Raw genomic sequence first — 24251 nt, 5'->3', positions numbered from 1 at the left:
TAGGCTTCTTTTTATCACTATTCCCACTCCACCGTAGCTGGTGGTTTACTCGTAATATCATAAACAACACGATTCACATGATCCACTTCATTCACAATCCGTACCGAAATTTTCTCCAGTACATCCCACGGAATACGTGCCCAGTCTGCTGTCATACCATCAATACTCGTCACCGCACGTACAACCACAGTATGGTCATACGTTCTACCATCACCCATAACACCAACGCTACGGATATTTGGAAGAGCTGTAAAGTATTGCCAGATTTCGCGCTCTAGACCTGCATTTTTGATTTCTTCACGCAAGATGTAATCAGAATCACGAACAATCTCTAATTTCTCTTCCGTGATTTCACCAAGAACGCGGATTCCTAAGCCTGGGCCCGGGAATGGTTGGCGCCAAACGATTGCGTCAGGCATGCCAAGTTCTGTTCCTAGTGCGCGAACTTCATCTTTGAAAAGTGTATTTAAAGGTTCAATTAGTTTAAATTGCATATCTTCTGGTAGACCGCCGACGTTGTGGTGAGACTTGATTGTTTGGGCAGTTGCTGTACCACTTTCGATGATGTCTGTATAAAGTGTTCCTTGAGCTAGGAATTCTACGCCGTCAAGTTTGTTGGCTTCATCGTCGAATACGTAAATGAATTCGTTACCGATGATTTTACGTTTTTGTTCTGGATCGGAAACGCCAGCAAGTTTGTCCATGAAGCGTTTTTTCGCATCTACTTTGATGATGTTCATGTTGAATTCGCCTTGTAATGTTGCCATTACTTGGTCAGCTTCCCCTTTACGAAGAAGGCCATGGTCGACGAAAATACATGTTAGTTGGTCGCCAATTGCTTTATGAATTAACACACCAACAACAGAGGAATCTACGCCGCCAGAAAGGGCAAGCAATACTTTTTTGTCGCCTACGATTTCTTGGATTTTAGCGATTTCAACTTCACTAAAGTTCTCCATTGTCCAGTCGCCTTTACAGCCACAAACGTTTAATGCAAAATTCTTCAGTAATTCGTTTCCGTGAACTGAGTGACGTACTTCTGGGTGGAATTGCACGCCGTAAAGAGAACGCTCTTCGTCTGCAATAGCTGCAATTGGACAAGACTTACTAGTAGCTGTTACTTCAAATCCAGCTGGTTGCTCGACAACTAAATCGCCGTGACTCATCCAAACAACTTGATCGGTTGGTAGTCCAGCAAATAAACGACTTGGTTTTTCGACGTGAATGTCCGCTTTCCCGTATTCGCGGTCTTTCGCACGTTCTACTTTGCCGCCGAAGTGCGTTGTCATTAATTGCATGCCGTAACAAATTCCTAAAATCGGAATTCCCATGTCAAAGATTCTTTCGTCAGCGCGGAAGGCATCTTCGTCATACACACTGTTAGGTCCTCCTGAAAAAATAATCCCCGTTGGATTTAGTGCTTTCATTTCTTCAACTGTAATAGTATGCGGATGTAATTCACTATACACACCGAATTCACGAATGCGGCGCGTAATTAGTTGATTGTACTGACTACCAAAATCTAGAACGATAATTTTCTCTTGCTCGGTAAAGTCTTTCATAATTTTAAACAAAACCACCCTTATCTATAAAATGAAACCGCAAAATTGCGGTTACTTCACAATAATATAAGAAAAGGACAAATCACTTGTCCTTTTCATCTTCTTTCATTTTAACGTTTCCCCTCTAAAGTTGCAACACCTTATTTGGAATTTTTCGCATCCATTAAGGCTAGACCTTGCGTGAGAATCTTATCCCCGCGCATCCGACCGAAATCGAGTGAATCAATATTAGCGCAAGGAATATTTAGTTCGCCTAATACTTCCTCCACTGTTTTGTACATATATTTCACTTGCGGTGCTACTAAAACCGCATCGACCTGCTCTTTGTAGTCACGGAATTTGCCAGCTGTAATTGCGCCGACTGGGCCCATGACAACAACTAAATCCCGCTCGCTATATTTCTTGAGGAAACTATCTTTGTATTTTACGTCATCTGGAAATAGTAAAACAGCATCTATTCCTTCCGACGTCGCACTTTTCACGACATTTTGTGCCATTAAGCTTGACGTCGCACCGCCAGCACAAACAATCATCAACGTTTGCATTTGTCATCCCTCCAAAAAAATGATTCCAGGAGAGTCCCAGAATCATTCTTGTTGTTAAAATTATACGCCTTTTCCACCGAGTATGTCTAATTCTTGTATTTGTTTTATTTCTTTTATCATCGGTTTGGCGCGTGCAATTGTTTCTTGTACTGCTGGGTTATCAAGTGATGCTGCATGATGCCCTTTGTCGACCCAAATTTCAGAAACAAACACTGTATCTGCCTCGGTTTCAGATTCACTGACGATATATTGGATACACGTGTTGTAATCATCCAAAGCCTCTGCTGCTTCAAGCAAGATTTTCACTAAATTGTCTTTTTCTCCTGGGTGTGTATAAAATGCAGTTAATAAGCCATAACCAACTTTCATTTAAACAGCCTCCTATTTCCAGAAATCGTCAAATATAGTAATTGCCATATGGCGTTTATGTTCGGTTTTAATAAACCAGTTCTCGATTTTTTCCGCAGCATCTGCTGGAACTTCTTTGCCTTCCAAGTAATCGTCAATTTGCTCATAAGTCACACCAAGCGCAACCTCATCTGGTAGTGCTGGCTTATTATCTTCTAAATCTGCTGTTGGTTTTTTCAAATATAGATGTTCTGGGCAACCAAGCTCTTTAAGAAGTGCCTTGCCTTGTCTTTTATTCAAGCGGAACAGTGGGTTAATATCCGTTCCACCATCGCCGTATTTCGTATAAAAGCCAGTAACTGCTTCTGCGGAGTGATCGGTTCCAACAACTACGCCTTTATGCATCGCTGCAATTGCGTATTGTACTTTCATCCGTTCGCGCGCTTTTTCATTCCCTTTAGCAAAATCAGATAGTTCAACTCCCGCCTCCGCAAGCGCCGTAACACTCGCATCTACTGAGGCTTTAATATTTACGGTTAAACGATTATCTGGTTTCATAAAGTTCAGAGCATCTTGACGGTCCGATTCATCTAGTTGTGTTCCGTATGGTAGGCTCACAGCGAAGAATTGGTACTCATCGTCACCCGTTTCCGCTCGCATTTCGCTTATCGCCATCTGTGCTAGTTTTCCTGTTAAAGTTGAATCTTGTCCCCCAGAAATCCCGAGAACAAAGCTTTTTAAGAACGTATTCTTTTTTAAATATGCTTTTAAAAACTCGACACTTTTTCGGATTTCTTCATGTGCATCAATCGTTTCTGCCACTTGCATATCTGCTAAAATTCTTTCTCTGATTTCCATTATAATTCCTCCTAAAACGGCATATCTAGTTCAACTGGTGAATGAAGTTGGACACTTTTACGCACTTTTTCGATATTGCGCATCTTGTTTTTCCAACATTTTACACTTAAATCAACTGGGTATTGCTCTGGACGAACTGTTCGTTTATACTCGTCCCAAAGGAGCGCCAAGTTTTCTTCTTTATAAGCTTTAATTTCATCTAGTGAAGGCATATCATACACAAGTTCTCCGTTTTGAAAAATCGGTACAAGTAGCTCACGCGCAGTGAAATTCTCGACTGTCTTCATAATATACGTATGAACTGGGTGGAACATCGTTAGTTTATCGACATTTTCGAGTGATTCGTCCGCTAAAGCAATATAATCTCCTTCTGCTTTCAAGCCATCTTCATTTGTAATAATCCGGTAAACTTTCTTTTTACCAGGTGTCGACACTTTTTCGGTGTTACTTGAAAGTTTAATCGAATCTTGTAAAATATCATTTTCATCAGCAATCGCCGCCATTTTGTAAACGGCCCCTAGTGCTGGTTGGTCGTATGCGGTAATCAGTTTTGTGCCAACGCCCCAAGAATCGATTTTTGCTTTTTGGGCTTTTAGGGATAAAATAGTATGTTCGTCTAGGTCACTCGAAGCAAAAATTTTGGCTTCTGTAAAACCAGCCTCATCTAACATTTGGCGCGCTTTTTTAGATAAGAAAGCCATATCGCCACTATCTAGGCGGATACCGACAAAGTTAATTTTATCGCCCATTTCTTTCGCCACTTTAATCGCATTTGGTACGCCAGATTTTAGCGTATCGTATGTATCTACTAAGAAAATCGAATCAAAATGCGTTTTTGCATAACTTCGAAATGCTTCTAGTTCATCGCGGTAAGCCTGAACCATCGCATGTGCCATCGTACCAGACACAGGAATACCGAAAATCTTTCCAGCGCGAACATTACTTGTCGAATCACAACCGCCGATGTAAGCCGCTCTTGTGCCCCAAATAGCCGCATCCATTTCTTGTGCACGTCTTGTACCAAATTCGGCAAACGTTTCGTCATCAATAACCGAACGGATTCGCGCCGCTTTAGTTGCAATTAGCGTTTGGAAATTCACAATATTAAGCAAAGCTGTTTCGATTAATTGTGCTTCTGCTAGACTAGCTTCTACTTGAAGGATTGGCTCTGTTTTAAAAACAAACTCCCCTTCTTTCGCAGCAAGAATGTTTCCTTTAAATTTAAAGTTACGTAAATATTCTAGAAAAGGTCCATCAAAACCAAGTTCGTCGTGTAAATAAGCAATATCCGTTTCTGTAAAATGTAAATTTTGCATATAATGAATAATTCGTTCTAGCCCAGCGAACACAACAAAACCCGAATCAAATGGCATATCCCGGAAAAACACTTCAAATACCGATCTACGCTCATGAAGCCCATCGTCAAAATACGCTTTCATCATATTTAGTTGATATAAGTCTGTATGCAGCGTTAGACTATCATCTTGAAATAAATTTGTCATTTCTTCTGCTCCTAACATAACTAGTTCTTTGCGTTATCATTTATACATAATAATAGCACAAAACAAGCCCACCACCTAATAATTGAACATTATCGGTCTGCTAGTTTTGTGCTACCCTTATTTTAAATCGTCTTTTATCTTAGAAGTAGAAATGCCATCTGTACGTGGTAAATAAACCACTTCACAATAAGGTTTTAAAAAGTCAAATTCGCCTTCCCAATCATCACCCATCACAAAAATATCAATATCACGATTTTTAACATCTTCTAATTTTTGCTCCCAGTTAGTTTCTGGAATCACTTCGTCGACATATCTGATTGCCTCTAAAATTAATTTGCGATGTTCAAAGTTATGGTATGCTTCTTTGTGTTTGATTCGATTAAATTCATCTGTTGAAATGGCTACAATAAGGTAATCCCCTAAAGCTTTTGCTCGTTCTAATAAGCGAATATGTCCCCAGTGAATTAAATCAAATGTGCCATATGTAATTACTTTCTTCATCAGCCCACCTACTTTCTTTAGTAGTATATCAAGAAAACAAAAATTTCTCTACTTGTTAGCCATCCTACTTTTCTAGCTGTTCTTTCAAAAAGGAAACAAAGCGCTCACTAGAATGTCCATCTGAATATTTATTCCATTTGGCCGCAAAAGATCGAACGATTTCTAAATCAAATGCATCTTGCTGAATTAACTGTATTAGCTCTTCGGTGGTATGAACGAACGGTCCCGGAATTGTTGTTAAAAAACCATCTGACAACCCTCTAGCCAGATCATATTCCTCTAAATCATACGTGAAAAAGATTATTGGTTTTTCTAATAAAGCAAATTCAAATGGAATAGACGAATAATCAGTAATCAACACATCTATGGCTGGTAGTATCGTCTCAATTGGTGTTTCTTTGTCCGCGTACACAACAAAATCATCCACTACTTTATCTAAATCATTACTTATAGATGGATGTAATTTTAAAATTAATTGGTACTCGTTTCCGAGCGCTTGTTTCATCTTCGCGATATCTAAATGCAGCGTGGTACTTTGAAGCTCCTCATCACGGAATGTCGGCGCGTACAATAATTTCTTTTTGTTTGAAAGATGTAATTTGGTATTTGTCCATTCGGCATTTTCTTTCAATTGTTGTTGGTTGAAGAAATTGTCCGTTCTCGGAATTCCCAGCTTCAACATGTGCGAATCGTCTAGTAAAAACGACTTTTGGAAAATGGCTGCCATTTCATCTGATCCGACAAGCACTTTTGAAAAACGTCTGTATACTTCTTGAAATCTTTTTTTATCGCTCGCGCTTCTTTTTTGCGCTGCTTTATCTTCCCAGCCGAATTTTTTCAGTGCTCCATTCGCATGCCAAATTTGGATGCAGGTCACATTTTTACGTTCTTTTAATCCAGCTAATTCCACGAAATAATTATCCGTAATGACCACTTTTGCCGTATTCAGATGGAACATTAACGAGATAAAGTGCTTGATTTTTTTGGGCTTTAATTGGATAAAATCAAAATGAAAACCGGTCACATCCACTCTTGGGTCATAGAAAACAACCGTTTTTGGCGTGACTTTCATTTCGTTCATTTGCTTTATTATTGCAGTGGGATTTTCTGGAAAGCTAACTAGTAGTACCACTTTTTGTTTAACTGGAAAAATCCTCGCTAAACAGCCAGTTATCTTAACAGCAAGCATATAAATATAAATCGCTACTTCTTTCAAAATTCCCACCACCTATTTTTCAGCAAAAATGATTTTCACTGTTTTCTCTGCTGCATGACCATCTTCCCAAGTACAAAACTGCTCCAAAAAGCTGTCTTCTATTTTAGGTGGATTTTCAAGCATTTTTTCCAGTTCACTCATTAACTCTTCATTCGTCTCCACAAGCGGACCAGGAGCATTCTTTTCAAAATCAAAGTAAAAGCCACGTAATGTATCACGATATTCCGCCAAATCATACGTATAAAACAACATAGGACGCTGTAAATTCGCATAATCAAAAAATACAGAGGAATAATCAGTAATCAACAAATCACTCACTAAATATAAATCGCGTATATCTTCATGATTTGAAGCATCGCGGACAAAATCACCATACTGCATGAAATCAAAATGTTCCGCAACTAGATAATGCATACGCACAAGTAGTACAATATCATCCCCAAATTTTTCTTGCATTTTTTCGATATCAATTTTTAAGTCAAATTTATATTTCCCAGCTTCATAAAAGTCATTATCGCGCCATGTTGGTGCATATAAAATAATTTTTTTCTCTGGTGCTATATTTAACTCTTTTTTTATGTTAGCTATTTTTAGCTCTTTATCGGCACTAAATAAAATATCATTCCGCGGATAGCCCGACTCAATCATCTCACCATTAAAACCAAATGCACGCCTGAAAATAGCGCTAGAATAAGCATTAGGAGAAATTAAATAATCCCATTTCTGTGCTTCTTTTACAAAATCTGCTTTGTACTGTTCCGTTGTTTGCCCTGGAATATGTACTTCTTCCATATCCACACCTAATTTTTTTAGGGGGGTTCCATGCCAAGTTTGGACATAAATCGTTTTTTTCGGTTTTGGTAGTTCTAAAGGAAGTCTACTATTAGAAATCCAATACTTAGCGAGCCCCATTTTAAATAACCAACTAACAGAAAAACGCTTCACATAAGGAACTCCATAGGCTTCAAAAATAGGCGCAAATTTTGGATTAACACTCCATAATAATTCGTATTCCGGATTATGCTCCTCCATATATTCATAAATAGCCCGCGGATTACAGCTGTATTGCTTACCTGAAAAGCTTTCAAATATCACTAAATCTTTTTTTCGCGGTAAAAATCCTACTAGCCTAAATAACAAATAATACACTTTTTGTACTAACTTCATCAGGATACTCCCCCCTGTTTAAACTTTCGCTTTAACGCTCGATTTCGTTTTAATTTCCCTAAAATGCTACTTATGATATTTATGTCGGCGATAGGCGTTTCCTTTTCCTCATCTTGATAAAAAAGACGCGCTTTCGTTTGATACGGTTTTAATTTAAATACAGCTTTTTCTATTGTGCCTTTTTCTCTGACAACGACGTCCCAAATGGTTTGATTCTCTTTTCGTTTGACTAACTGAGCTGGCATTTCTTTAAAAGACGTGCGAGCAAGCCATTTGCCATCACGAATATTTGCTTCTTCTAGGAGTAATTCAATCGCGACTGTTTTACCGATACGATAATTTTCTTTCACTGTCACAAGTGGAATACCTTGTTTTTCAGCTGTTTCGAATTGCAGTGGCCATCCATTTTGCAAAATCGAGCACATCATTTCTTTTACTACGAGAGGTGTGTCTAATTCCATAATCGTGCTAGCTCCGACTTCCTGTAAAATCTTTTGTAATTCCTGCACGAAAATTGCTTGCTCCGATTCGTTTAAAACTTTCCGAAAATAAATATTTTCTTTATAAAAAAACAATTTTGCATGGTACGCAATTAGATACTTCACATATGGAATCACCTTACCAAATATTTCTTTCGAGTCGGTTAAATAAGTTTGATATACCTTCTGCAAAAACGGTGTGTATCTTTCTGTTTTTTTCCAAGACGAACTTACTAAAGAAGCTTTTTGCTGTAAATCACGATAGTAATAATAACCCGCATCTGCAATCAAGCCATAACGCCGATTTTGCAGTAAGAACTGCGTAATTAATAACTGATCTTCCGCAAAATAAAGTGACTCATCAAAAGTAAATTCTTTCAAACAATCATAACGCAAAAAAGTACCGCCAATATAAAAATGAATTGCTTCCGGTTCTTTTTCGATATCAGCAACTCGATTTCCATTTACAAAACGGTAATTTAATTTATGTGGTGAAATTTTTTGCTTGCTTCCAAAATCATCTAAGTAATAAAAAGCTGGTACAAGCATAGGTACGTTAGACTCATTTAGGAATGCCACTATACTTGCTAGCGTATTCTCTGACATTATATCATCGGCGTCTAAAAAACCAACAAAATCAGTATCTTCCCTTACATTATGTATTCCGATATTACGCGCTTTTGCCGGTCCACCATTTGGAACGGTCAACACGCGGATATTGTTAGGATATTTTGTAGCGTAACGATTTGCGATAGCGCCACTTCCATCCGTGCTTCCATCATTAATAAGCAGTACTTCCACATGCTTCAAAAAGCTGTAAGACTGCTTAATTATACTATCTATGGATAATGCTAACCTTTTTTCCGCATTGTAAAAAGGCATTATAATCGCAAATTTCATTCTTTTTCCTCTCCATATAAAAGCTGGGAAGTGAAGGATTTAGCAAATGAGCATCGAATACTTACGTTCGATTTTCTTGCTTCCTAAAAAATACTTTAGCAAACAAATTCATCAGCTTACAACCTAAACTCCCCAATGTTTTATTATATCTTCCACTCCATAACGCTCTTGCCCCATGGACTACGTAAATCAGCTTCAAATGCTTCGATAACATCTTGAATGGAATGAACCGTATGAACTTCCCCAACAAGATTTTGTAAATATTCTACTCCGCGTTTATTAGTTGATAAGAACTCCACTGTCTTCTCAAAATCAATACGTCCGCTACGACTACTTCCATAAACGGTCAGTCCTTTTTCAAGTACCATACGTGAATTAAATTCAATCGGATACTCCGAAACACCAAGTAAGGAAATGGTTCCTTCTGGTTTAATGACATCAATAATTTGACTCACCGCGTACTGACTACCCATTCCTCCAGCACATTCGAATGCTTGATCAATAACTAAATCAGCCGGAACATCATCAATCGCATAAGCACCATCCACAAAAGAAAAGAAGTCTAATTTATATGGTGTTTTACCAAAAATGTAAACTTTGCTATCTGGATACCAATTTTTCAGTAGTAAAGAAGTGATGAAACCTAAGTTCCCGTCGCCCCACACACCAAAAGATTCCCGGTTAGCATTACTTTTTCCTTCAAAGCGTAAAATAGCGTGAACTGCCACGGAAATCAGCTCTGAGAAAGCAGCTACTTTCATGTTAATATCATCCGGTAATGCCACTACGCGGTCACGACGCATAAACACATAATCCTGCATTAAGCCATCATAACCACTAGAACGGAATTTACTCGAACGTAAATAGTTCTCAGCAATGACTGGATCATTCTCAAATGGTGTATTTGGAATCATGACAACTTTTGTTCCAGGTTTAAACTCTTTCGTCGCATCATAAACAACTTCGCCAACGCCTTCATGAATAAGCGCCATTGGAAGTTTTTTAGATAACATTTCTTTTCCTCTAGAACCTGTATAGTAACGTTGATCTGCCGCACAAATAGATAAATGAGTCGGTCTAACAACAACCACATCACCTGTTAATGATTCGTCCACATTGGCAACTTCAAACTGTCTCTCTGACACAAGTCTATATACTTGATTAATCATTGGCTATCCGCTCCTGAATAATCGCATTCGCTACTTTCAAATCGTAAGGCGTCGTAATCTTAATGTTGAAAATTTCACCTTTAACTAATTTCACATCATCGCCAGCAAGCAAACAAATTTTACATGCATCCGTTAGAATTTGTTTTTTCTCCGGTGTTAGATTTTGGTAGTGGTTATACACTTTTTTCATATTGAAGCTTTGCGGTGTTTGTCCTTGATACATGTGATCTCTGACCGGAATATCTGTAATCACCTCATGATTGCTTGATTCAACGATTGTATCAAGTGCTTCAATAACCGTATCTACTGCTCCTGTTTCAAGCGCAGCATCTATATTTTCTTCAATAATACGGTGTGTTAAAAATGGTCGAACAGCATCATGTGTCACGATAATATCATCATCTGTTAAGCCATAAGTTTTTTCCACAAAACGAATACCATTCATAATTGTTTCATTGCGGTCTTCTCCGCCTTCAATGACTATAATACGATCATCAGAAATATACTTTTTAATATTATCCTCAGCGTGGTTCATCCATTCTTTCGGTGAGGAAATAAGAATTTTATCAAATCGAGTATTTAGAATAAATTTTTCAACGGTATGAACAATAATTGGTTTACCATTTAGAGGTAGAAATTGTTTCGGCATGCTAACGTTACCCATCCGCGTACCTTTTCCTCCAGCTAAAATTTGAGCGTATATCATCCTCTAATCTCCTTTAACTGTTTTTTATATTGACATGTTACATTATAACATAAAACTTGTATAACAAACTAGCTTCGATCTGCGCTATAAAGTATTTTAATTAAACACCTTGTAATAAAGTATCAAATTATAAACCAAACCATTAAAAACTTGTAAACCCAAAGCCCCCTATGTATAATTGAGTGGGACTATATGAATATAGATTAGAAGGAGATTATTAAATATGAGAGTAAAAAAAGCTGTAATTCCGGCTGCTGGTTTAGGAACCCGCTTTTTACCAGCAACCAAAGCAATGCCTAAAGAAATCTTACCCATTGTGGATAAACCAACCATACAATACATAGTAGAAGAAGCAGTAGCATCCGGTATAGAAGATATTTTAATTGTAACCGGTAAAGGTAAACGCGCGATTGAAGACCATTTTGATTCCGTCCCTGAACTTGAAAACAATTTACGGGAAAAAAATAAACTTGAATTACTACATTTAGTAGAGCAAACAACTAACATTAACTTGCACTTTATTCGTCAAGCGAAACCAAAAGGACTTGGTGATGCCATCCTTCAAGCAAAAGGTTTTGTAGGCAATGAACCATTTATCGTTATGTTAGGTGATGACATTGTTGAATCCAAAATCCCTTGTTCCAAACAATTAATGAATCAATACGAAAAAACGCATAGTTCTGTCATCGGAGTCCAAACTGTCCCTCACGAAGAGACATATCGTTATGGTATTATTGATCCAATTAATGAATATGATAAAAACTTATATAATGTAAAAGGTTTTGTGGAAAAACCAGATCCTGCTAGTGCACCTTCTGATTTAGCCATCCTTGGACGTTATTTATTAACACCACAAATTTTTGACTTCTTAGAAACACAAAAACCTGGTGCTGGCGGTGAAATTCAATTAACTGATGCAATCAACAGTTTGAATGAAGTACAACGTGTATTTGCTTATGACTTTGAAGGACAGCGCTTTGACGTTGGCGATAAATTCGGCTTTATCCAAACAACGATGCAATTCGCTTTGAAGCATCCCGAAATCAAAGATGATGTGAAAGATTTGATTGACGACTTATATAACCAAATTCATAAAAACGATAAAAAATAAAAAAAGAGATGACAAATGAAAATTTTGTCATCTCTTTTTGCATGCAACTAATAGTACAGCTTATAACTTTTGGCAATAGGATTTAAAGAATTTAAACCAACTGCTTTATACACTGCATTTGTCGCTCGGCGATAATAACTTAAATAATATTGTTTTGTTTGATAATGCATTTTATCAAAAAGAACTTTTAAGAATTTTAAATAAGCCGTTCCAAATTGTTTATTATTTCCCCAATTCGAATACTCTTTCACCGGAACTTGTATATAAAAGTACCCTAATGAAACAAGTTCACTTACAAGGCGTTTATTATTCGTTTCAAGAAAAACAGTAAGCGCATCAATTGCATCAACTGCATCCGTTAAATCTTCCGCCATTAATTTCTTTTGAAAAATTGGCCCTAGTTTGGTTCGAATCAAATAGTTAAATAAATTCTTGTCAAAATCTAGTAACTCTAAACTTAAAGAAGTATACTTGTTTTCCAAGTTTCGATAATACGACCAACAATCAACCATATCATTGATCAAGTAATTATCTGGAACTTTCATTTTCTCTTCATTTTTCTTCGTTTCTTCCAAAACACTATGTTTCCAAATCATATTGGCTTGATGAAAAATATTAATTAATTCATGCGTACTTTCTGCCTTTTCAAAGTATGCTTTCAAAAAAGCGACATTATACAAAATATATTGCCCCATTTCTTCAAGCAACATATGTGGATCACGTTCCAAATAAGTGCTAGTTGGATTCGGAATCGTTTCCTCTAAAAATTGCAGTGTATCTGTCATTTCATAACTATCTTCATTTGGCAATTTCCGTAAATGTTGTACAAACAGAGGGTTTTGGTTAAATAAATGAATGTCAGCACCGACCATATTATCAGCGAAACGAGCAAGATAGTCTTGCATTTGCGAAAGAATATTTTGATCACTTCTCGAACAAACAATAACAAAATCTGCTGTTGTAGTAGCAACGTTTTTCTTTAGTTGCTCTAAAAGATAAGGACTTCCCCATCTCTCACCAGTATCTTTCATAACGAGTTGTTCCACTACTATACTCATAAATCTTTCACTTCCTCATTCGCTTGAACAATATAGGTCTCTACAAAACGCTTCGTTGAATTGCCATCTAGGCTTCCAACAAATTTCTTTTTAAAGACTTCCAGTTCGTCGTAATTATAATTTTCCGTTTTAATTGACTCAATGAGCGACGGAGTATCTTTGAAAACTTCGCCAGGAATAGTTGCTTTGTAATCAAAATAAAATCCACGTTCATCCAAATAATCATCAATATCATATGCAAAGAAATAAATTGGCTTATTCATTAAACTAAATTCAAAAATAACTGAAGAATAATCCGTAATAAGCGCATCACTAAATAGCATTAGATCATTAATATCGTTGTTCGACGTCAAATCTAAAATGAATGAATCATTTTTATCCACATTAAATGACACGTTTTTAATAACAGGATGGAATTTTAAAATTAAAATATGTGTATCACCAAGTTCTTTTTTCAAAGCAGCGATATCAAGTACAACGCTATAATTAAAACGTTCATTTGGCCCACCGCGGAAAGTTGGCGCATAAAGCAACACTTTCTTGTCGCGAAGTTGCGGATACATTTTCATATATTTTTCTTTTGTATATGCCACATATTCTTGATCAAAAAACACATCTGTTCTAGGTACACCAATAGGTTTAATTTGATTAGCTTGTTTTCTAAAAGCTTCCATATATTCTGGAATTATGCCTTCCGAACTAACAAGAACATCTGTGTAAGGTGAATGGGCACGTGTTTCAAATTCTTCTGTATTAGCATCTGTACCTTCAAGGGCACTAAAGCCAAACTTCTTGAAAGCCCCTGTCGCATGCCATGATTGTACCACATGTGTCTTTTTATTAAACTTCAAACCATAAATTTTGTTGTAATAATCATCTAATACAATTGTTTTAGTTCGTCCTAATGCATAATACAATTGGAACATTTCAAACCAATTCCGATTTTTCCGTAAAAACACATAGACTTTTTGCGGCATATCATTATAAAACAGGTAATCATAAATAGATAATAAATTTCCTTCTAAACGAGTGCTACGTTCCGTAGCTAAAATAACTTGGTCTTTTTTGCGTGGCATCAAAGTAGCCAGTCTAAAAATAATACCTCTGCTTATTTTCCGAATTAAAATAGGTACCTTAAATTTACGACGGATAATAAATTTAAAAGAAATTTTACGAGCGGCTCCCCAATTATTATGTTCCATAATTTGTAAAGCAGCTTTCATATGAATAGGATATGCTTTTCTAAATGCAATTTTTGCTTCCTCTCCTTGTCTCTCCCACAAATACATAATTAGTTGGCGATAGTTTTCTTTATTGTCTTTTGTAATATAGCGAACACGTTCGATACTGCTGAACAACAAGAAATACCTAAAGGAAGGAATTATATTTAGAAAATCATCTGATTTGGTTTTTAACCAATCTAATGTCATTGTGAAAGCAATTTGTTGATTTTCACTTTTCTTACTTTCAATAGCCGCTCTTAAAGCGCCCCAAAGCTCCACACTAGATACACGTTGATAATATTTTAATGCTACTTCATATTCCGTATTATTTTTAAGTAACTCTGCTTCTCCGTAGTCAAATATTTGAAAAACAGATTTTAAAATACGAATTGGATCTTTATTTACAGATTGCGTTAACGATTGCGATTCACCATCACGTAGTCGGTAATAATAAACTACTTTTTCCACAGTATAGATATTTTCTGCTTGGAGTAAAGCGTGCAATACAAATGGTTGATCTTCACCATAACGAATATTTTCAGGGAAAAATACACCATCTATCAAAGAGTGATGGTAGAGTTTCGCACAAGGACCTATCGAATAAAATAGTTCCGGATTTTTCAGTAGTGTTTTCATTCCTGGCTTGGCAATATTATATTGGATATGCATCGGAATGAACCATTCACTTCCTGAATTAAAGCGTTTCGTTGCACCTGTAACCAATTTTGAACCAGTGGATATCGCGCCGTCATACATTAGTTGAAGTGCATAGTTCGGAATAATATCGTCACTGTCCACAAAGCAAATATACATTCTATTTGCAAGACGTAACCCATGATTTCTAGCCGAAGCTGGTCCACCATTTGGTTGTGTATGCAACTGAAATTGCGGCTTATCTGATATATATTCTGTCACCATTTCTATTGTTTTATCTGTTGAACCATCGTCAATTAATAAAACTTCGTACATGTCAAATGTTTGCTCATGGATGCTTTCGAGCGTTTCCAGGATTACTTCTTCCACATTATATAATGGAATAATAATGCTTATTCCTGCTTCTCGATTCTTATTGATGTTATTATTTGAATCACTGTTCATTTATAGACTCTCCCTAATTCAAAATATATGTCATCTAGTATCTCCAGTTTTCCTTCTAAACACATAATATGTTCCTGCAAAAATAATTATAACACCCAAATCAAAAATAGCGGAGACATATTTCGGTATTATTGGTTCAGAAGCAACATGTGAGACAGTGAACCCCATATCTTGCTTTTCTTTTTTCACGCCATTAACATAGAGTGCTCCATACGGATAAAGGTCTACTGTATCTGGAGTGTAAGTACCTAAAACTAACGGTTTTTCAGGGTTTTTATTTTCCACTTGATAGACTTCAATAACATATTCCGTTTTGCCTTTTGGCTTTTCATTTACATTAATTGGATAATTTGTAACTTCTACAAAATCTGATCCAGCTATAACTTCATCGTAAATATCTTTCTTATGTGTCTTATCTACAACTTTCAAACGATATTTACTAGCTTCATCTGGCTCTTTTAAAACCGCTATTTGGATAGAATTGAACGGCTCATCTACATTAAACGTTTGCTTGACAATTTGTTTACTAGTAACAGGAAGATCTATATGCGCATAACTTTGTTTTACAAGATATTTATTGATATCCTGTGACTCACCTGCAACCGTATTTCCAATAAAAGCAAAAGCAATTGTACTTAATAAAAATACGCAAAAACTTGTGATTAAAAAGCCTTTTCTTAAGCCATTTTTCAAATCAAATTTTTTCGTATATAAAGATTCTACTATAAACTTAAACCCATATATAGAGGATAAAATCATTAATGGCGTAATAAACATAATATAACGCTGATTTGCTTCCCAGAATAAGTGGAACAGCCAAACACCAACTAGCGAAATATTAACAAAAAAGGACATATCAAATTCCCTTTTCTTATAAAAACGTAAAGCTCCTAAACAAATTAAAAATAAATTAATAATATGGAACAGCTGAGCAGGTAATTCAGTCACCACTCGTTTATCCCCAAAGAAATAATCATACGGAGCTGGATAATCAAGTGCAGCATTAACATACCACGTATATGCCCGCGTTCCGTCTGTCCATGTATTTAAAACCTTATTATCAAAAAGCTTTATTAAGCCAAGCGGCCCATGTTCTTCGATGCGTTCTTTAATTTTTTCAATATTGGCTTCTTCTTTTTCTTCTTTTGTTTTAAATTGTGAAGTATAAGCAACATCTTCGCTATTATATCGACCAGCTGGATCGCCCAGCCCCATCATAATCCAATGTGTTTGAGGAAATTCAATGGTTGGGTCTTTCTTAAAGTCATAACTCTCTGCAATCGGTGTAAAAACAGTGCTTAAACCGAAAAAGCAAATTACTACGATGGCCGTATTCAATAGAATTTTACGCCAATTACTTATAAAACATAAATGAATAAGCATTGCTGGAAGTAAAATGATGATATTCGGCTTAATTTGATAACCTACCGCAAACAGCAGCCCAATAATAATGAAATACCACCACTTACTACTTTTCGTGTATAGATAATAAAATAAGGCAATCAGCGCTGTAAATGGTAGTACAAGTGTATCTGTATAGAAATACCAAATATAGCCAAATAATGGCACGCAGAATAAAACAATTAATAAGTAGATGTTCCCAAATTTATTACCATTTTCTTTACGAACAATCCAGTACAATACAAAAATAGTAATATTCATACAAACAAAAAGAAAAACACTTTCTAACAAATACGTATTAGTAATACCAAGTGTACCTCCAACAGAATATAACCAGTACCTTATAATCGTTATAAATATATTATTAGGATACATTAAAAAATAATTCTGCGTTGTTGCATGGCCTCCATTAGAAAGCATATTCAATGCTTCTCCTTTGATAAGAAAAGCATCTGCATATGAATTCATTTGCAAGGAGAAAAGCAAATAAATTTGAGTTAATATAATCAAGCTAACCAAAAAGATGGTTATTACACCATCTCCCTTTGTATTCAATCTAGTAGAAAATTGATAAAATCCTATAAGTACTAAAAGCGCCGCAGCACTAAATAATATAAATATACTCGGATGATTAAAACTAATTTCTAGCGGTTTAAAAATGCTTATGCAAAGTAAGTAACCAAAAATAAGTATAAAAAACGCATTAAAAATATAAGCTAACCTATTCTTCACTCTCTTTACACCTATCTCTCGCTGATTTTATTTTCTTTGCATTTTGTTTCAAAAACATTCTCTTCAATAGTAAAACGCGGTCGTTCTTTTACTTGTTTGAAGATTTTTCCAATGTATTCACCTAGAACACCAATACCAATTAATTGAATTCCGCCAATTAACCACAAGGAAACAATTAAAGATGTCCAACCAGGTACAACAGCACCAATGATTTTTTGAACAATGGCATAAATCCCCATTACTACGCCTATCATAAAAATAACAGATCCAAGGACTAATAATAATCGAATGGGTGCAACACTGAAAGATGTAATTCCATCCACAGCAAATAAAACCATTTTCTTAAGTGGGTATTTTGATTCTCCTGCAAATCTCTCATTTCGATTGTAAAATACTTTCGTAGATTTAAAACCTAATAATGGTACAATGCCTCGAATAAACATGTTTTCTTCTTTATAACGTAAGAATTCTGTTAATGCACGTTTGCTAAGCAGTCGATAGTCCGCATGATTCGGAACCATATTAACTCCTAGTTTGCTCATGATTCTATAGAAAGCTAACGCTGAATTTCTTTTGAAGTAAGTGTCTGTGTCACGTTTATCTCGTACGCCATAAACGACATCGTAACCTTCATGGTATTTTTCTATAAACTCAATAATCGCATTTACATCATCTTGTAAATCAGCATCAATAGACACGACACAATCTGAATACGCATGTGCTTCTGTTAAGCCAGCCAGTAAAGCTCCTTGGTGTCCATAATTCCGACTTAATTTTAGTCCAGATACATGTTCATTTGATTTTGAGTATTGTTGTATAAGTTCCCAAGTTCTATCTTTACTTCCATCATCTACAAACATAATTTGACTTTTGTCACTGATTGATTCACTCATCACTAATTTTTCTATAATATTTGTTAGTTGTGTAACACTCTCGCTCAGAACTTCTTCTTCATTATAACAAGGTACCACAACTGTTAAAAATGGCTTTTCCACTCTCACTACAACCCCTTATTGATATGCTATTCTATAAAATTCAGTATCTACAGCATATCTTATTTACAACAGTTTATCAACTATCTATGTAAAAAAATCAAGTATACAGCTATTATAGGTCTAATTTCTTTAATAAAAATCTTCCCATTATAAATACTTACTACAAGTAAGTATTGTCACTATTCAATATGGTATTGAAAACCCTTTACTTCAATTAATTTTTGTAGGGAATTTTATCAATATATGCTAAAATATACAATATGATAACTAAATTTTAAGGAGTCAAAGATGAAATTTTATATTAAGGAAATTCAACTAACAGATTCGAACACATGGAAATTACAAGGCTTTTCAGAAGGAAAAATCACTAGTATCCAAGCATACTACAACGAAGTCCGAGAATATGTACATCCTGAACAAAAGTTAAATATTCCTTTTACTCAAGAAAAGAATTCATTTACAGCCACTATTTCTGTAGATGACCTTGCTAATCTTTCTCTACCTAACAATCAAACTTTCTGGAAATTCAAGGTGAATGGTGATTATCCATACACGCATTTAATCACTGATGGTCCTATCATTAATAAACCTTTCAAACCAGAGAATTCGCTTTATCAATACCATTTTGATTTCCCTGAGGGGATTTTGACACTCGTCAGTAAACCTACAGAACTTCAAGCTTCAATAGAAAGTTACACATTAGATTCTAACACTATGTCAGGTTCTATTAAAATTAAGTCATCCCTTCCAAATAGTCAAATTAATGCAAAACTAGTTTTCAAGCGAAGACCTACACCAAGTTTTTATTTATTTCATGAGCAACATCAATCATTTGATTTAGGAGTTGTTACTGACAATAAGATTAGTTTCTCAATACCTGTCAAGGATTTGTCTACTGATTTCTTAGTAGACAATACCAATATACTTGATGCTATGCTTGAAGTTTCAACTAACAGTAACAAAACTGGATTATTTGCCTTTTTATCCATTGATCCAGATATGAAACCAGCTATTCCTAGAGAAATTGAAATTGGTGAGCCCCTTTTTGCTAGTCTGCGCTCTTATGTTACTGGCTCCAATAGATTATCCTTTTATTTCAAAAAGAATATTCAAGGCTTAGTCAGTTTGAGTCAATTAAAAGAAACAAAAAAAGACTTTACCTTGCAATTCAAAATAGAAAACAGCATCTCTGAAGGGCAAATAGTAGCAAAAAGAGCCGATAAAAAAGCAAATACATTCGAATATAATATAGAACAAATTTGGCCTGTAAAGAAAGGACTTACTAAATATTCTGCACAAATTAATAAAAATGAATTCTTAACTGGCCCAATCAACAAACCTGATACGACATGGGATTTCTTCCTTCGTTCAGCAAACAAACCTGATCTGCCAATTTCAGTACCAAGCACGATTGATCTTAGCGCTTCGGAATTTTTTGATATCGCTGGTAAAGAATTTAAAGCACAATTAACAAAAAATGAATTTAATAATTTGGCTTGTCTTACAGTTGTTGCGCCTAAAATCAAAGAAGATGTAACCAAAATAGCCATCATGGGAACTGACTTTAGCCTTAATGCTTTTAACTCATCTCCGTTTTTCAATCCAGATTATAAAGCCTTTTTTGAATGTAGTTTTACACAGTTCCATTCATCAATTATCAGTCTAATGACCAAACCAGCTAATTTGATAAATCTAGACAAATATACTGACATCAAAAAAAGCGAACAATCCTTTGTGGAAGAAGATTGGAAAAAAGAACTCTTTACTAACTTAAAAAATTCTAACTCTGATTATTTTCTAATTGACCTTTATCCCGATGTCATTCGACCAGTTATTTGGCTAAACGATGAAACAGCTATTACACTCTCCTATGTTATCGAACAAAGTCAATTGCTAAATGATATTCCTTACGAAAGGATATCTGACCATATTGATAATGAAGCCTACTTTAATGAGTGGAAAGGCTATGCAGACCAATTTATCGAAAAACTTACAGAGATAATCCCTGCTAACCGAGTTATTCTAAACTTAGGCGGATTTACAACATCTTATTATGACGAAGATGGAAAAATTGTAACCTATAAAAATAAAATGGCGATTGAAAAAAATAACTACTTTTGGGATCGCTTGAATAATTATTTCTTATCTAAATTACCTGAAGCAAAAGTAATCGACTTTTCGAAAAAGGGTTATATCGGTGATTTCAACTATCCATTTGGTCATTCCTTTTCTCACTTCGAGTCCCCTTACTATAAAGATTTCTTGAAAGAACTTATTTACATCACTAAATCATAACCTAAATTGATTGCAAAAAAACAGAGTGAGGATTCTCACTCTGTTTTTTTAGGTTATTTAACGTTTGTAAAAGCGCGTTTATCAACCCAACCAATTATTTTACCATTTACGCTCATTTGATAGTACGTAGCACGTGTAGTCTTAGCCTCACGTACTAACTGTACTGTCTTATTAGCATAAGCGGTTGCTTGTCCCACATTTTTTGTACCAATAACTCTGTAAGGCTCTGTCCAGATGCCATTACCTGGCGCGTTGCTAAGTAAGCCAGTCATATTGATAGCTTTATTGTATTCAATAGAGTCATATACGTCGAATGCTTTTTTATCTAGCCAACCGATTACTTTTCCGTTCACGCTAAACTCGTAATATGTTCCTCTACTTGTTTGCGCTTCACGAGTTATTTTTGTTGCCTTCCCTTTATATGTTGCTGCTGAAGTAACAAGTTTGACCCCTTTACTCTTATATGGAGCAGTCCAAACAGCATTACCAGTCACATTTTCGACTACAGCATCTAAATTAACTGCTTTATTGTAGTTAATGTTGTCATATACTTCGAAAGCCTTTTTATCTAACCAACCGATTACTTTTCCGCCTGATTTAAATTGGTAGTAAGTTCCTTTTGGAGTTTTTGCTTCACGCACAACTTCCACTTCTTTATTCAAGTAAGTTTCTGCAGGCCCGATTAGTTTTGTTCCAACTGTACGGTAAGGTTCTGTCCATACGGCATTTCCTTGTACATTTCTTATAGCTGCATCAAATGCTACTGTTTTATTGTATTCCGCTTGATCGTATAGCGTAATTGCATTTTTATCTAACCAACCAATTGCTTTTCCATCGATACTGATATTGTAGTACGTACCATGTTGCGTTTCCACTTGCTGGCTGATTTTCACATCTTTATTTGCATATTTTGTAGCCTGTGCTACTGAAGTTGTTCCTTCAAGTTTATATGCTTTAGTCCAGATACCATTTCCTGTCGGGTTAGTAATTTGTCCGTCTAGGCTCACATTTTTACTTGAAACAATCGAATCATACGGATAGATAGTAAGCGCTCGTTTGTCAATCCAACCAATCGTCTTATTATTTATGCTAAATTGGTAATAAGTACCTTTGGCAGTTTGTGCTTCGCGTAAAAGTTTAATTTCTTGTTGTGCGTAAGTTGTGGCATTGGTAACAAATTCTCTTCCATAAACATTGTATGGTTTAGACCAAATACCGTTACTTACTGGGCTAGTAATTTTAGCACGCCCAACGTTTACTTTATCATAATTGACACTATCGTAAATGGTTAGTGCTTTTGCATCTACCCAACCAACTACTTTACCGTTGTATTTAAATTGATAGTACGTACCTCTTTTCGTTGTAGCAACCGATACTAAATCGATATCCTTATTAGCATATGTGCTTGCTGGACTAACAGATTGTACGCCTTTTACTTTATACGGTAAAGTCCAAACGCCATTTCCTGTTGGACTTGTGACAGTCGCTTTTCCAGAAGTGGATTTTTGAGTAAGAATTTTGTCGTATAAAACATCATATTTGGCTAAATCATAATTCTCAATTACTTGGATTAAACTAGCACCATAAGTTGGAGACGTCGCATATCCAGCTTTTTGAAGCTCCATTGCAGCTACTTTATAATCCGTTGCATCGACAACTTTTTTGTATAAATTTTTGTTCCAAGAAGTTCCGTTCACTAGTAAAAGTGTGTGATCCGTTACAGATTCGTTCCAACTAGGGTATTTACGGAACTCAGCATCGACCTTAATCCACTGTCCGTTCACATATTCAGAAGTTGACATGATTACCGATTGTCCGTTGTATTTCCCTTTAATACCAAATAAATTATATCCTTTTGTAGCAAGTCCACTTTTCCCCCAACCAGATTCTAAAATTGCTTGAGCTAAAGTTATACTAGACAACAGATGATATTGTTCTTGAGATGCCTGGGCAGCAGGTGCTATTTTGTCAATAAACGCTTGTTGTGATGCTGTTGTTGCAGCTTCAGCGTCTTTTACGAAGGAATTTTTCCCAGTTAATGAATCTTGTAATTGTCCGCCAACTGTTGTCAAACCGTACATTGGGACAACTAGCATTGGAATCATTACAATTTTCATCCACTTTTTATTTATCATTATTCTCCAACCACTCCTTATTTTGTTTACTGTCCTATATTTTACCAAACTTTATGCCATCGTAAGTTACAGATTTATTACAAAAAACAGAAATGACATTATAAGACCCATTTTGTTAAACATTTAGACAAATTTTTTATTCCCTTTTATGATAAAATGCTTTACTTCTAAAATTTAAATAAAAAACTTCCAAAAACTAGATAGCTTTTGGAAGTTTTTTGTACTTGTTTTTACATTAGTTGTACATCGTTACTCTCAACATGTACGATTTGTTCCATTTGTGGTGTGGATTCTTCACTAATTAACCCTTTAAAAGACTTCCCTGTCGCCACAAGTGTGGCAAACAAAACCGTTAATGCAATAAGTATCGTTAAAAATATTTTATCAAACATCGTTAGCCGATATTTATTAGCATTCGGATTAGGATAAATCTTTTTCTGAGGCGCTTTTTGATTTTCCTTATGTTCTTTTTGATATTTCTTCTTGTAATCATTTGGTTGTTTGTTAAACCATTTTACAAACTCATCATATTTTTGAGCAACCTCTTGCGCTGTGCCCATTTCTCTTATTTCGCCGTGGTGCATCCAAATAATTCTGTCACACAAACTTTTTACTTGTCCAAGAGAGTGACTGACGAATACAATGGTTTTCCCGCGGGCTTTAAATTCATTGATTTTATCTACACATTTCTCATAAAAAGTCTGGTCGCCTACGGATAATGCTTCGTCGATAACTAAAATATCCGGGTTTGTATGCACCGAAATTGCAAAACCTAAACGAGAACGCATCCCGCTTGAATAGTTTTTAATTGGTTGATTAATAAAATCACCTATATCAGCGAATTCGATAATACTTGGCATCAACTTGTTAATTTGAGAACTTTTCATTCCGTGCATAAGTAATTTTAAACGAATATTTTCGTAACCTGTTAGAGGGCCTTTTAGCCCTACTGCAATAGCAATTAAAGAAGTTTCTCCATTGATAATGACTTCTCCTTGCGTCGGAGGAATAACACCTGACATAATACTCGATATTGTTGACTTACCTGAACCATTGATCCCGATAAGTCCTACTGTTTCACCATCATGAATATCAAAAGATACGTCTCGTAAAGCCCAAAAGGATTGCATTTTTTGACTTTTTGGCATAAACAAGCCTTTAATCTTATCAGATTTATTTTGATAGAGGTCATATTCTTTCGACACATGTTTAAATGATACTTTGATATTTTTACCCATCTGTCTAACCTC

19 protein-coding genes are annotated in these 24251 nt (G+C 35.6%); 2 read left to right on the top strand and 17 right to left on the bottom strand.

Translation table 11 applies throughout. From position 1 onward, the window contains the following. Nucleotides 1–17: 17 nt before the first annotated feature. From guaA to HRK21_RS11165, 11 genes are all read right to left on the bottom strand, one after another. The gene (gene guaA / locus HRK21_RS11215) at nt 18–1574 is read right to left on the bottom strand and encodes a glutamine-hydrolyzing GMP synthase (RefSeq protein WP_077905668.1); all 1557 of its coding nucleotides are present in this window, start codon (nt 1572–1574) and stop codon (nt 18–20) included. A 128-nt stretch (nt 1575–1702) separates the two neighbouring features. Further along, nucleotides 1703–2107 carry a PTS sugar transporter subunit IIB gene (locus HRK21_RS11210; protein ID WP_070006883.1) on the bottom strand — a complete coding sequence of 135 codons (405 nt, stop codon included), beginning with the start codon at nt 2105–2107 and terminating at the stop codon, nt 1703–1705. Nucleotides 2108–2167: 60 nt separating this feature from the next. Next, nucleotides 2168–2476, bottom strand: a complete 309-nt coding sequence (locus tag HRK21_RS11205) for a putative quinol monooxygenase (protein ID WP_003738665.1) — start codon at nt 2474–2476, stop codon at nt 2168–2170. 12 nt (nt 2477–2488) lie between these two features. Continuing rightward, on the bottom strand, nt 2489–3313 hold the full coding sequence (gene nadE / locus HRK21_RS11200) for an NAD(+) synthase (RefSeq protein WP_070006881.1): 825 nt from the start codon (nt 3311–3313) through the stop codon (nt 2489–2491). Nucleotides 3314–3324: 11 nt separating this feature from the next. Next, complete coding sequence (locus HRK21_RS11195; protein ID WP_003738663.1) at nt 3325–4815, bottom strand: nicotinate phosphoribosyltransferase; 1491 nt, start codon at nt 4813–4815, stop codon at nt 3325–3327. A gap of 117 nt (nt 4816–4932) precedes the next feature. After that, on the bottom strand, nt 4933–5316 hold the full coding sequence (tagD, locus tag HRK21_RS11190; protein WP_069888582.1) for a glycerol-3-phosphate cytidylyltransferase: 384 nt from the start codon (nt 5314–5316) through the stop codon (nt 4933–4935). A gap of 64 nt (nt 5317–5380) precedes the next feature. Next, nucleotides 5381–6532 (bottom strand): CDP-glycerol glycerophosphotransferase family protein, encoded by a 1152-nt coding sequence (locus HRK21_RS11185; protein ID WP_070006879.1) that lies wholly within the window; start codon nt 6530–6532, stop codon nt 5381–5383. Nucleotides 6533–6544: 12 nt separating this feature from the next. Continuing rightward, nucleotides 6545–7699, bottom strand: a complete 1155-nt coding sequence (locus HRK21_RS11180; RefSeq protein ID WP_070006877.1) for a CDP-glycerol glycerophosphotransferase family protein — start codon at nt 7697–7699, stop codon at nt 6545–6547. Beyond that, nucleotides 7699–9078, bottom strand: a complete 1380-nt coding sequence (locus tag HRK21_RS11175; protein WP_070006875.1) for a glycosyltransferase family 2 protein — start codon at nt 9076–9078, stop codon at nt 7699–7701. Before HRK21_RS11175 ends, HRK21_RS11180 begins: the two co-directional genes overlap by 1 nt. A gap of 143 nt (nt 9079–9221) precedes the next feature. Next, nucleotides 9222–10247 (bottom strand): ribitol-5-phosphate dehydrogenase, encoded by a 1026-nt coding sequence (locus tag HRK21_RS11170; protein WP_003738658.1) that lies wholly within the window; start codon nt 10245–10247, stop codon nt 9222–9224. Continuing rightward, entirely contained in the window at nt 10240–10953 is a 714-nt protein-coding gene (locus HRK21_RS11165; protein ID WP_003738657.1) for an IspD/TarI family cytidylyltransferase, read from the bottom strand. The genes HRK21_RS11170 and HRK21_RS11165 overlap by 8 nt, the downstream gene beginning before the upstream one ends. A gap of 223 nt (nt 10954–11176) precedes the next feature. On the opposite strand from HRK21_RS11165, the gene galU reads away from it, so the two are divergent. Further along, nucleotides 11177–12064, top strand: a complete 888-nt coding sequence (gene galU, locus HRK21_RS11160; protein ID WP_003738656.1) for a UTP--glucose-1-phosphate uridylyltransferase GalU — start codon at nt 11177–11179, stop codon at nt 12062–12064. A gap of 47 nt (nt 12065–12111) precedes the next feature. On the opposite strand, the gene HRK21_RS11155 is transcribed toward galU, so the two are convergent. Genes HRK21_RS11155 through HRK21_RS11140 form a run of 4 tightly spaced genes read right to left on the bottom strand, consistent with a single transcriptional unit; the run spans nt 12112 to nt 18571 of the window. After that, a complete protein-coding gene (locus HRK21_RS11155; RefSeq protein ID WP_070006873.1) occupies nt 12112–13122 on the bottom strand; it encodes a hypothetical protein in 1011 nt (336 codons plus the stop codon). Next, nucleotides 13119–15443 carry a bifunctional glycosyltransferase/CDP-glycerol:glycerophosphate glycerophosphotransferase gene (locus HRK21_RS11150; protein WP_070006871.1) on the bottom strand — a complete coding sequence of 775 codons (2325 nt, stop codon included), beginning with the start codon at nt 15441–15443 and terminating at the stop codon, nt 13119–13121. The genes HRK21_RS11155 and HRK21_RS11150 overlap by 4 nt, the downstream gene beginning before the upstream one ends. 30 nt (nt 15444–15473) lie before the next feature. After that, the gene (locus HRK21_RS11145; protein WP_070006869.1) at nt 15474–17576 is read right to left on the bottom strand and encodes a glycosyltransferase-like membrane protein; all 2103 of its coding nucleotides are present in this window, start codon (nt 17574–17576) and stop codon (nt 15474–15476) included. Nucleotides 17577–17587: 11 nt separating this feature from the next. After that, the gene (locus tag HRK21_RS11140; protein WP_070006867.1) at nt 17588–18571 is read right to left on the bottom strand and encodes a glycosyltransferase family 2 protein; all 984 of its coding nucleotides are present in this window, start codon (nt 18569–18571) and stop codon (nt 17588–17590) included. Between the two features lie 288 nt (nt 18572–18859). Between HRK21_RS11140 and HRK21_RS11135 the strand changes: the two genes are divergently transcribed. Further along, entirely contained in the window at nt 18860–20866 is a 2007-nt protein-coding gene (locus tag HRK21_RS11135) for a DUF6270 domain-containing protein (protein WP_070006865.1), read from the top strand. A 53-nt stretch (nt 20867–20919) separates the two neighbouring features. Here HRK21_RS11135 and HRK21_RS11130 read toward each other — a convergent pair whose 3' ends face one another. Together HRK21_RS11130 and tagH are read right to left on the bottom strand one after the other, a co-directional pair. Beyond that, a complete protein-coding gene (locus HRK21_RS11130) occupies nt 20920–23001 on the bottom strand; it encodes a GW domain-containing glycosaminoglycan-binding protein (RefSeq protein ID WP_070006864.1) in 2082 nt (693 codons plus the stop codon). 230 nt (nt 23002–23231) lie between these two features. Then, on the bottom strand, nt 23232–24239 hold the full coding sequence (gene tagH / locus HRK21_RS11125) for a teichoic acids export ABC transporter ATP-binding subunit TagH (RefSeq protein ID WP_070006862.1): 1008 nt from the start codon (nt 24237–24239) through the stop codon (nt 23232–23234). Nucleotides 24240–24251: the final 12 nt, after the last annotated feature.

Origin of the sequence: Listeria monocytogenes, assembly GCF_013282665.1 — a bacterium.
In the GTDB taxonomy this organism is placed as follows: Bacteria; Bacillota; Bacilli; order Lactobacillales; family Listeriaceae; genus Listeria; species Listeria monocytogenes_C.
The sequence above is the reverse complement of the archived record's forward strand: the minus strand, read 5'-3'. Positions and strand labels throughout refer to the sequence as shown.